The sequence below is a fragment of the Streptomyces sp. NP-1717 genome, assembly GCF_022695985.1.
Taxonomy (GTDB): domain Bacteria; phylum Actinomycetota; class Actinomycetes; order Streptomycetales; family Streptomycetaceae; genus Streptomyces.
Genome location: NZ_JAAPBF010000252.1, coordinates 1 through 10,117 on the forward strand (window position 1 = coordinate 1; position 10,117 = coordinate 10,117).

The 10,117-nt window shown below is 72.5% G+C and carries 5 protein-coding genes; all 5 read left to right on the plus strand.

The genetic code is table 11. The features are described 5' to 3' along the window. The first annotated feature begins 113 nt into the window (after window positions 1-113). Window positions 114-1,715, plus strand: a complete 1,602-nt coding sequence (locus GXP76_RS30985; RefSeq protein WP_242574941.1) for a glycosyltransferase family 4 protein — start codon at window positions 114-116, stop codon at window positions 1,713-1,715. Window positions 1,716-1,839: 124 nt separating this feature from the next. Beyond that, window positions 1,840-2,607: a methyltransferase domain-containing protein gene (locus tag GXP76_RS30990; protein WP_242574942.1), complete on the plus strand. Its 768-nt coding sequence runs from the start codon at window positions 1,840-1,842 to the stop codon at window positions 2,605-2,607. 59 nt (window positions 2,608-2,666) lie between these two features. Next, window positions 2,667-3,515: a TylF/MycF/NovP-related O-methyltransferase gene (locus GXP76_RS30995; RefSeq protein ID WP_242574943.1), complete on the plus strand. Its 849-nt coding sequence runs from the start codon at window positions 2,667-2,669 to the stop codon at window positions 3,513-3,515. Window positions 3,516-3,573: 58 nt separating this feature from the next. Further along, a complete protein-coding gene (locus tag GXP76_RS31000) occupies window positions 3,574-7,092 on the plus strand; it encodes a bifunctional glycosyltransferase family 2 protein/CDP-glycerol:glycerophosphate glycerophosphotransferase (RefSeq protein WP_242574944.1) in 3,519 nt (1,172 codons plus the stop codon). Continuing rightward, the gene (locus GXP76_RS31005; RefSeq protein WP_242574945.1) at window positions 7,089-9,998 is read left to right on the plus strand and encodes a CDP-glycerol:glycerophosphate glycerophosphotransferase; all 2,910 of its coding nucleotides are present in this window, start codon (window positions 7,089-7,091) and stop codon (window positions 9,996-9,998) included. The genes GXP76_RS31000 and GXP76_RS31005 overlap by 4 nt, the downstream gene beginning before the upstream one ends. The last annotated feature ends 119 nt before the right edge of the window (window positions 9,999-10,117 follow it).

The window sequence follows — 10,117 nt, forward strand, 5'->3', positions numbered from 1 at the left end:
TATGGGTGACATGGGGGGTGTCTCCGTAGCCCTGGTGGATGAATCTTCGTTTGGCGTGTGGGGGAGACCAGGGCAGGTCCCTCCGTGATGCCGAACCGAAGGACGGGTGCCCCATGAGTGTCGCTTCCACGTCGGAATCCGGGCGGCACCCGGGACGCGGCCGGGGCCGGGTCGTCATGCTCGTCGACAACGCCGTCAACGGGGACTCCCGCGTCCAGAAGGCCGCCCGCTCCATGGCCGACGCCGGGTGGGACGTGGTGCTGCTCGGGCAGTCGCCGGACCGCGACCGGCACCGCTGGACCATCGGCGCCGCCGAGGTCCGGCTGGTCCCCGTCGTGATGACCCTCGCCAAACGCCGCAGGGACTACCGCAGAGTCGTGCTCCCCCGCCTCTTCGCCTACCGGCGCGGCGGCATCTCCCAGCACCGCAGGCAGTGGGTCAAGGCGTGGCGCGCCGATCTGCTGGCCCGCAGGTCCGCCGAGGGGCGGCGGTTCCTGATCCGGCGCACGGCCGCGCGGATCCTGGCGCGCTGGGTCGGTTTCCGGCACCGTCAGCTCGCCCTGGTGGAGGGCAGACGCAACCCCGACTCGCTGCCGGAGCGGCTCCGTACGGCCATGTGGCGCGCCCTGCTCGGCGACCGCTGCTGGCGCAGGCTCGAACCGTACCTGTGGGACTACGAGTTCGCCTTCGGTCCCGTCGTCGACGCGCTCGAACCCGATCTCATCCACGCCAACGACTTCCGGATGATCGGCGTCGGGGCCCGCGCCGTGCACCGCGCGCGGGGCCGGGGACGCAGCGTGCGGCTGGTCTGGGACGCGCACGAGTATCTGCCCGGCATCAAGCCCCGTGCCGGCTACCGCCGCTGGATGCCCGCGCACGTCGCGCACGAGCGGGAGTACGGGCGTTGCGCCGACGCGGTCGTCACCGTCTCCCGGAGCCTGGCCGATCTGCTGCACAAGGAGCACCGGCTGCCCCGGCCGCCCGTCGTCGTGCTGAACGCCCCCGGCGGCGGCCCGCCCGCCGACCGGGCCGGTGAACCCGTGCCGGATCTGCGGGAGTTGTGCGGGATCGACGCCGCCACGCCGCTGCTCGTCTACAGCGGCGCCCTCGCCCCGCAGCGCGGGCTCGCCACGCTCATCGAGGCGCTGCCCCAACTGCCGGGCGCCCATGCGGCGCTCGTCGTGCCCGCGCCCGACGGGTGGGTCGTGCGCAAGGCGGCCGACCTCGGTGTCGCCGACCGCGTCCACCCGCTGCCGTACGTCCCGCACTGGCAGATCGTGCCGTTCCTGGCCGCCGCCGACATCGGCGTCATCCCGATCCACCACTGGCCCAACCATGAACTCGCCCTGATCACCAAGTTCATGGAGTACGCGCACGCCCGGCTGCCGATCGTCGTCAGCGACGTGCGCACCATGGCGGCGGAGGTGCGCGAGACCGGCCAGGGCGAGGTGTTCCGCGCCGAGGACACCGCCGACTTCGTACGGGCCGCGCGCGCCGTGCTCGACGATCCGGCCGCCTACCGCAAGGCGTACGACCGTCCCGGTCTGCTGGAGCGGTGGACCTGGGAGGCACAGGCCGACATCCTCGACGGCGTCTACACAAGGCTGTTGGCGGCCCCGGCGGAGGCGACCGCCGTCGCGACGGTCCCCGGGGAGGACCCGGTGAAGCGCGACGAGACCGAGCCGGGTGACCCGGCCGGCGCCACCGCGACCTGACCGGGGACGCGCGTGATCACGTGACCATACGGCCGTAGGGGCGTTGATGTCCTCGAACGTCGGGAGACGTCACCGGCGTCGGGGAGCGCCGCGCCCAACGAGCCGGATTGGAAAGTGAGTCACCGTGCACAGGTCCGCGTACGAGCAGATGGAACTCTGCGTGAAGGAGTACATGCCCGCGTCCGGCCGTCACCGGGTGGTCGACCTGGGCTCGCGCATCTCGCCCAAGCAGTCCCTCACCCACCGCAGTCTGCTCGACGGGCGCGATGTCGAGTACATCGGCGTCGATGTGCTCGACGGACCCAACGTCGACATCGTGATGCGCAGGCCGTACCGCATTCCGGTACGGTCCCGGACCGCCGACTTCGTCATCTCGGGCCAGGCGTTCGAGCACATCCCGTTCTTCTGGGCGTCGATGATGGAGATTGCCCGCGTCCTGCGCCCCGGCGGTCTGGCCTTCGTCACCGCCCCCTCGCGCGGTCATGTGCACGACGCGCAGGACTGCTGGCGGTACTACCCCGACGGATTCAGAGCCATGGCCGCGTTCGCCGGGCTCGAACTGGCCGAGGCCTACACCGACTTCCCGCCGATGAAGGGCATCCGCTTCGACTACGCCGCCATCGACGGCAAGCGCGCCTACTGGGGCGACTCCGTGGGTGTGTTCCGCAGGCCGCGCGAGCCGAGGCGGCGGCTGTGGGAGTACGCGGTACGGGAACTGACCGTCCGTTACGCCAACCGTGTCGGCGGCGTCGAGGGCATCCCGCTGCCCGAGCCGGTCGCGGGACGCGACCGCTGCGGCCGGGGAGTGCCCGTCGTACCCGCTCCGGCCTCCGAAGCACAGCCCGGAGCCGTACAGCCCGTAACAGCCGAGACGCACACGAAAGAGTCATAAATGAAGGTGAGTTGACGAAAGATGACATCGGCTGAGTTCTCCGCGTACCGTCCCTCGGCATGGCATGGCGAAGCGCAGTGAACGGCGCACTCGAGAAGCTCACCGGATATCAGCTCCGGCGGATCCCGGTCCCCGCCCCGCGGTCGGCGACGCCCGCGCCCCCCGTCGTCCCGTCGCCCGCCCCGCAGGCCGCGGAACCGGCTCCCAAGCCGAAACCGAAGCCGAGGCCGGCGGCGCTGCCCGCCGACTACGACGACGAGGCGAAGGAGATCATCCGGGCGGTCAAGCCGTTCACGATGACCTCCCCGGAGCGGCTCAACGCCTTCATCCTCGCCACCCGCCATGTCGTGCGGCACGACATCCCCGGCGACATCGTCGAGTGCGGAGTCTGGCGCGGCGGCTCGATGCAGGCCTGCGCCAAGACGCTGCTCGCGCTCGGCGAGACCGACCGCGGACTGCACCTGTTCGACACCTTCGAGGGCATGCCGCCGCCCACCGCCGAGGACCTGCGGCGCGACGGCAAGTCCGCCGAGGACCTGCTCGCGGCTCAGGGCAAGGACCGGCCGATCTGGGCCGTCGCCTCGCTGGAGGACGTACAGGCGGGCTTCGGGAACGTGCCGTACCCCGGTGAGCGGGTGCACTACGTGCAGGGCCTGGTCGAGGACACCGTGCCGCAGCAGGCGCCCGAGCAGATCTCGATCCTGCGTCTGGACACCGACTGGTACGCCTCCACCAAGCACGAACTGGAGTTTCTCTACCCCCGGCTGGTGAGCGGCGGCGTGCTGCTCATCGACGACTACGGCTACTGGCAGGGCTCCCGCCAGGCCGTGGACGAGTTCCTGGAGAAGACGGGCGAACGGCTGCTCATGCTGCGCATGGACGAGGGCCGGATCGCGGTCAAGCCCTGAATCCACCGCTGCTCTGAAGTCCGGAGATCCGGAAGTTCGGAAGGACCGTGCACCGCGCATGACCCCCCGCCTCACCGTCGTCGTGCCCATCTACAACGTGGAGGACTATCTCGACGACTGCCTACGCTCACTGGCCGGACAGACCATGGCCGACTCCGAGATCGTCATGGTGAACGACGGTTCCACGGACGGGAGCGCACGGATCGCGAGACGGTTCGCCGAGGCGGACGACCGGTTCCGGCTGGTCGAGCAGGACAACGCCGGGCTCGGCGCCGCGCGCAACGCCGGAGTCCGGCACGCCCGGGGCGAGTTCCTCACCTTCGTCGACAGCGACGACACCGTGCCGCACGACGCGTACGAGCGGATGCTCACGGCGCTCGACGCGTCCGGCTCCGACTTCGCGACCGGCAACGTCCTCAGGCTCGGCCCCGGGGGCGCGCTGACGCAGGCGCCGATGTTCCGCAAGCCGATGGCGACGGAGCGCTCCGGCACCCGGCTCACCCGCGACTGGGTACTGCTCGGGGACCGGATCGCCTGCAACAAGGTCTTCCGGAAGTCCTTCTGGGACCGGCACTCCTTCGCCTTCCCCACCGGGGTGCTGTACGAGGACATCGCCGTCGTGCTGCCCGCGTACTTCCTGGCGAGCGGTGTGGACGTGCTGTCCGCCCCCGTCTACCACTGGCGGACCAGGGACGGCTCGATCACCGCCAAGCGCGCCGTGCCGAAGGGGATCCGGGACCGGGTCACCGCCGTGTCGTCGGTCGCCGGCTTCCTGACCGCCCGCGCGAGGACGGACACCGTGAGCGGCACCGACTGGGCCGACGCGCTGCGGCGCTACCACCAGCACGTGCTCTCCGGCGATCTGTGGCTCTTCATCGAGGCGCTCCCCGACGGTGACGCCGCCTTCCACGCCGCCTTCCTCGACCACGCCAACGCCTTCGCCGCCACCGTCCACCAGCGCGTCTTCGACGCCCTGCCGCTCCACCTGCGCGTCAAGTGGCATCTGATCCGGGAACGCCGGATGCCCGAACTCCTCGCGCTGCTCGCCCACGAGAAGGCCGATCCCGGGGCCTTCGGCGTCCGCGGCCTGCGCAGGTCCCGCGCCGAGTACCCGGTGCTCACCGGCGGCCTGCCCCGGGCCGTCGCCACCCTCAAGCCCAAGGAACTGCCGGTGACCTCGCATCTCACCGAGGCCGTGTGGCGCGACGGGCGACTGCACCTCAAGGGTTACGCGTACGTACGCAACGTGCCCGCCGACGCGCGCCGCAAGTCCGTCAAGGCCGCCTGGCTGCGCACCGGGAAGCGGCGCGTCCTGCCGCTGCGGACCCGCACCGTACGGATGCCCGCGGCGACGTACGAGTCGAAGCAGGGCCTGCACATCTACGACTGGGCCGGGTTCGAGACCGTCGTCGACCCGCGCCGGCTCGCGAGGGCCCGGGGCGCGGGCGGCAAGCGCACCGTCTGGAAGCTGGAGATGGGGGTCTTCGGAGCGGGCCGGCTGCGCCGGGCGCCCCTGCGGCTGACGGGCTCGGCAGCCGCGCCCGCCGTACCGGCCGTGCACTACGTGGACGACACCACGCGCGTCGTGCCCGTACTCTCCGGCAACAAGCTCGAACTGCGGGTGGAGCCCGTACGCGCCCTGCTCACCGGCCACGCGCCCGCGGGCGGCGGCGCCGTGCGGATCGAGGGTCTGCTGCACGCCACCGCCGGCCCGCCGACCGTGCTCGCCGTCCAGAACTGGTACACCAAGGACGTCCACGAGGTCCCCCTGCGGCTCGTCGACGGCACGTTCACCGCCGACCTCCCGCTCACCGCCTTCGGCGACCCCACCGCCCGGCGGCGGGCCACCGTGCCCTGGGGCGTCCATCTCGTACGGGCCGACGGCAGCCGCCTCGCCGTGGCGGCCCGCGGCCCGATCCCGCCCGGGCACTACGGGCTCGGCGACGGCCGCGAGGTGTACGTCACCGCCAACGCGGCGGGCGATCTCGTCCTCAGCGACCAGACCGAACAGCCGGTGGTCGACACGGTCGACTGGACGGCGGACGGCGAACTGATCCTCATGGGCAGCCAACCCGCGCCGAGAGAAGCCGAGTTGGTGCTGCGGCACAGCGGCCACCACGAGGAGAACGTCTTCCCCCTCGACGCACTCACCGGCGGCCGCTTCCGTACGGCGCTGCTGCCCGCCGCCGTGGAGGGGCTGCACGGAGTACGCCAACTGGCCGAGGGACGCTGGCTGTTGTACGTCCGCGAGCCGGGCGAGAGCGACCCGGAGCGCTACACCGCCGTGCGGATCCAGCCCTCGCGGCACCAGACGCTGCCGCTCGTACGGACCCTGGACGGGCGCGAGTTCACCCTGGACCGGCACCACCAGGACATGCTCCAGCTGCGCTCCGGCTCCGCGCTCCCCGAGCAGGACCGCGGCGCCTACCGGCAACAGCGACTGCGCCGCCACTACGCGACCGCCCGCACCACCGCCGGGCCGCTGCGCGACGCCGTGCTCTACAGCAGCTTCGACGGCCGGCAGTACTCCGACTCGCCGCGCGCCGTCCACGAGGAACTGGTCCGCAGGCGGGCCCCGGTGGAGCACCTGTGGGTCGTACGCGATCGGCAGGTGACGCTGCCGGCCGGCGTCCGCGCCGTCGAACTCCACAGCGCCGACTGGTACGACGCGCTGGCCCGCAGCCGATGCGTCGTCAGCAACACCCATCTGCCGGAGTGGTTCGAGCGGGCGGACGGCCAGTACGTCGCCCAGACCTGGCACGGCACCCCGCTCAAGCGCATCGGCCGCGACCTCTCGGGCACCGCCCACGCCGACGAGACGTACATCGCCACCCTGCCGCGCCGCTCCGCCCAGTGGAGCGTGCTCGTCTCGCCCAACGGCTTCTCCACCCCGATCATGCGCCGCGCCTTCGGATACGAGGGCGCGGTCCTGGAGTCCGGCTATCCGCGCAACGACCTGCTGCACGCGCCCGACCGGGAGAAGGTCGCGGACGCCCTGCGCGAGGCCCTGGAGATCCCCGAGGACAAGCGCGTGATCCTCTACGCGCCGACCTGGCGCGAGGACCAGCCCAAGAGGGGCGGGCGGTACGGGCTCGACCTCCGGCTCGATCTGGCGCAGGCCGCCGAGGAACTGTCGGACGACCATGTCCTGCTCGTCCGCCGCCACTACCTGGTCGGCGGCACCGTCCCGGGGGCCGGGCGCGGCGCGGCCGGCTTCGTACGGGACGTGTCCCGCCACCCGGACGTCGCCGAGCTGATGCTGATCAGCGACGCGCTGGTCACCGACTACTCGTCACTGATGTTCGACTTCGCGCAGACGGGCCGGCCGATGTACTTCCACGCGTACGACCTGGAGCACTACCGGGACACGCTCCGCGGCTTCTACTTCGACTTCGAGTCCGCCGCGCCCGGCCCCGTGGTGACCGACACCGCCGCGCTCGTGGCGGCCCTGCGGGCTCCCGGGACCCGGGTGCCCACCGCCGCGTACGAACGGTTCCGGGAGACCTTCTGCGATCTGGACGACGGCACCGCCGCCGCCCGCCTCGCGGACCTGATGCCCGTGGGGGGCGGCTCATGAGCGCGGTCGAGATCAGCTGTGTCGTCACCGCCGGAGCGGACCCCCAGGCGCTGCGCCGGTCCGTCGAGTCCGTCGTCGCGCAGACCATGCGGGCCACCGAGGCGGTGGTGGTGCTCGGCCCGGCCCTCCCGCCGCCGTCCGGTGGAACGGCCGGCGGACCGGGCGTGGCGGTGCCCGACGACGCCGAACCGGCCGCCGAGGACGTACGGGCCGTGGCGGACGAACTCGCCGCACAGGACCCGGCGCGCGTCAGGATCGTCACCTCCGGCGCCGAGGCGCCCACCGCCGCCGTGCTGCGCAACCACGGCCTCGACCAGGCACGGGGCCGGTACGTCATGGTGCTCGGCGAGGGCGAGCGGCTCCAGCGCGACGCCTGCCGCAATCTGTGGGAGGCCGCCGAGCGCTCCGGCGCCGAACTCGCCGCCGGGCGCTGGACCCGCCGCGCGGGCCGCCGGGCCAAGGAGCAGCCCCCGGCGCGCATCGTCGAGAGCGAGCTGTACGCGCGCTCCCGCACCGTCGACGAGCCGGCCGGCGCACCCGAACTCGTCGTCGCCGACGCCCTGGTGACCGGATTCTGTGTGCGCACCGCCTTCCTTGAGCGGACGGGACAGCGCTACGCCGAAGACCTGGACCGCGCCGAGATCCTGTTCGGCGCCGAAATGGCCACCGCCGCGAGCCCTATCGCACTGGTCCCCAATCTGATCGTCTGCGGCCGGGTACCCGACGACCCGGCCGCCACCCTGGAGGGACAGCTCGCCGCGCACGTACGGGTCGCCGAACTCCTCACGCTCCAGGGCCGTACGGCGCTCCGCGAGGCCCGTGACCGCGCCTTCCTCGCCGATCAACTCGTGTCCCTCGCGAGGCAGTTCCCCAAGCTGGACGCGGAGGCACGGGCCCATGCCGCCGCCCTCGTCGCCGCGCTGCCCGCCGCCCGGATCCACCCGGACCTGCGGCTCGACCTGCCGCCCCTGGAACGGGTCTGCCTCCAACTCCTCGCCGAAGGCGACGCGGACGGCGTACTGGCCGCCGGCTACGCGCTCGGCAGGCCCGGCGCCGTCGCCTCCGCGCTGGCCGAGCGGGAGGGGAGGGTGTACTGGCGGGCGGCGCTGCCCGACGACCCGGGGGAGCGCGCGGCGCTCGACGTCACGGAGCTGGGACACCACTACCGGCACGCCACCGACACCCCGCTGCTGAACCACCTCACCCACTGCGGACAGGAGGGCGACCGGCTCGTACTCGAAGGACGGCTTCCCGCGCCGCTCCAACTGCTGCCCGCCGAAGCCCCGTTGGCCGCCACCCTGGAGTTCGTGGCGCGCGGCAGCGACGGGAGCCTGGTCTTCCGCGCACCCGTCGAGGAGATGTGGCGCGAGGCCGACACCGTCCGCTGGCGCGCCTCCGTCGACATCGGCGCGCTCCTGCGCGTCGGTGGCGCCCGGGACCGCGTGTGCGACCCCCGCCTCGCCCTGCACACGCCCGCCGGCACCACCACCGGACCGCTGTTCCTGGAGCGGGACCGGGTCGACGCGGCGGGCCGATTCCGGGCCCGCCCGCGTCTCGGAGGGCTGTTCGGCGACACCTGGAAGCCGTACGTCACGGTCAAGCACCACCTCGCGTTCCAGCTCCAGGCGCGCCGCCGCCCCGGCCGCCTCGCCGCCGCGGCCCTCCACTACCTCACCCACTTCCGCCCGGCCCGCAAGGCGAAGCGGCTCGCCAAGGCCGTACGCCGGCGCTTCGACCGGCTCTCCGCCCGCCCCGTCAAGACGCGCGTCTACAACCGGCTGCTGATCCGGCTCCCCGTCCGCAAGGGCTCGGTGGTCTTCGAGAGCCACATGGGCAAGTGCTACGGCGACAGCCCGCGCGCCATCCATGAGGAGCTGCGCGAGCAGCGCCGCCGGGGCATGCGCCACATCTGGTCCTACGCGTCGTCCACCGACGGGTTCCCCGCCGACGCGCGGCTGGTCCGGCGGCTGTCCTGGCGCTATCTGTGGGCCCTCGCCCGCGCCCAGTACTGGGTCGACAACCAGGGCTTCCCGCTGGATCTGAGGAAGCCCCCCGCCACCACGTACCTCCAGACCTGGCACGGCTCCGCGTACAAGCGCATGGGCTTCGCGGAGAGCCGGATCAAGGCGCAGAACGCCCCCGAGCGCGAGAAACTCAGCGCCGCGCTCGGCCGGTTCGACCACTTCCTCGTACGGTCCGAGCACGACGTCGCGACCCTGGCGCGCGACTACCGGCTGCCCGCCGAGTCGCTGGTGCGCTGCGGTTATCCGCGCAACGACCGCCTCGTGCGGGCCCGCGCCACCGACGAGAGCCGGGGCCGGTTCCCGCGCCCCGCGCTCGCCGCCGGTCTCGGGATCCCCGACCACCGTCAGGTGGTGCTGTACGCGCCGACGTTCCGGGGGATGCCGAAGAAGGGCCGGCCGACGCGACTGCCGCTCGACGTACGGCGGTTCGCGGAACGGTTCGGTGACGAGTACGTCCTGCTCGTACGGGCCCACTACCTGGAGTCGGCGGCCCTGCCGGTCTGCCCGCCCGGCACGGTGATCGACGTCTCCGCGCACCACGACGTCAGCGAACTCCTCTGTCTCGCCGACGCGTTGATCACGGACTACTCGTCGATCATGTTCGACTACGCCCTGCTGGACCGGCCGATGGTCTTCTTCGCACCGGACCTGGACGCGTATGTGGCCGAGCGCGGCAGCTACTTCGACCTGCGGGCCGAGGCCCCCGGGCCCGTGGCCGAGTCCGAGGCCGAACTGCTGCGGGTCATGGGTGAGTTGAAGAAGTCCGACACCGCGCACCGGGAGGACCGGGCGCGGTTCGCCGAGAAGTTCGGCGGTTTCGAGAGCGGCCAGGCCGCGCGTACCGCCGTGGACGTGCTCTTCGCAGGAGGGACCCGCCGGTGACGGACACACGGACCGCGCCCGAGACCGCCCCCGCCGGTGCCCCGCCGCGCGAGCTGATCCTGCTCGCCAACGCCACCGACGTCCTCGGCGGTGTCACCGCGTGGACCCATCAGATGGCG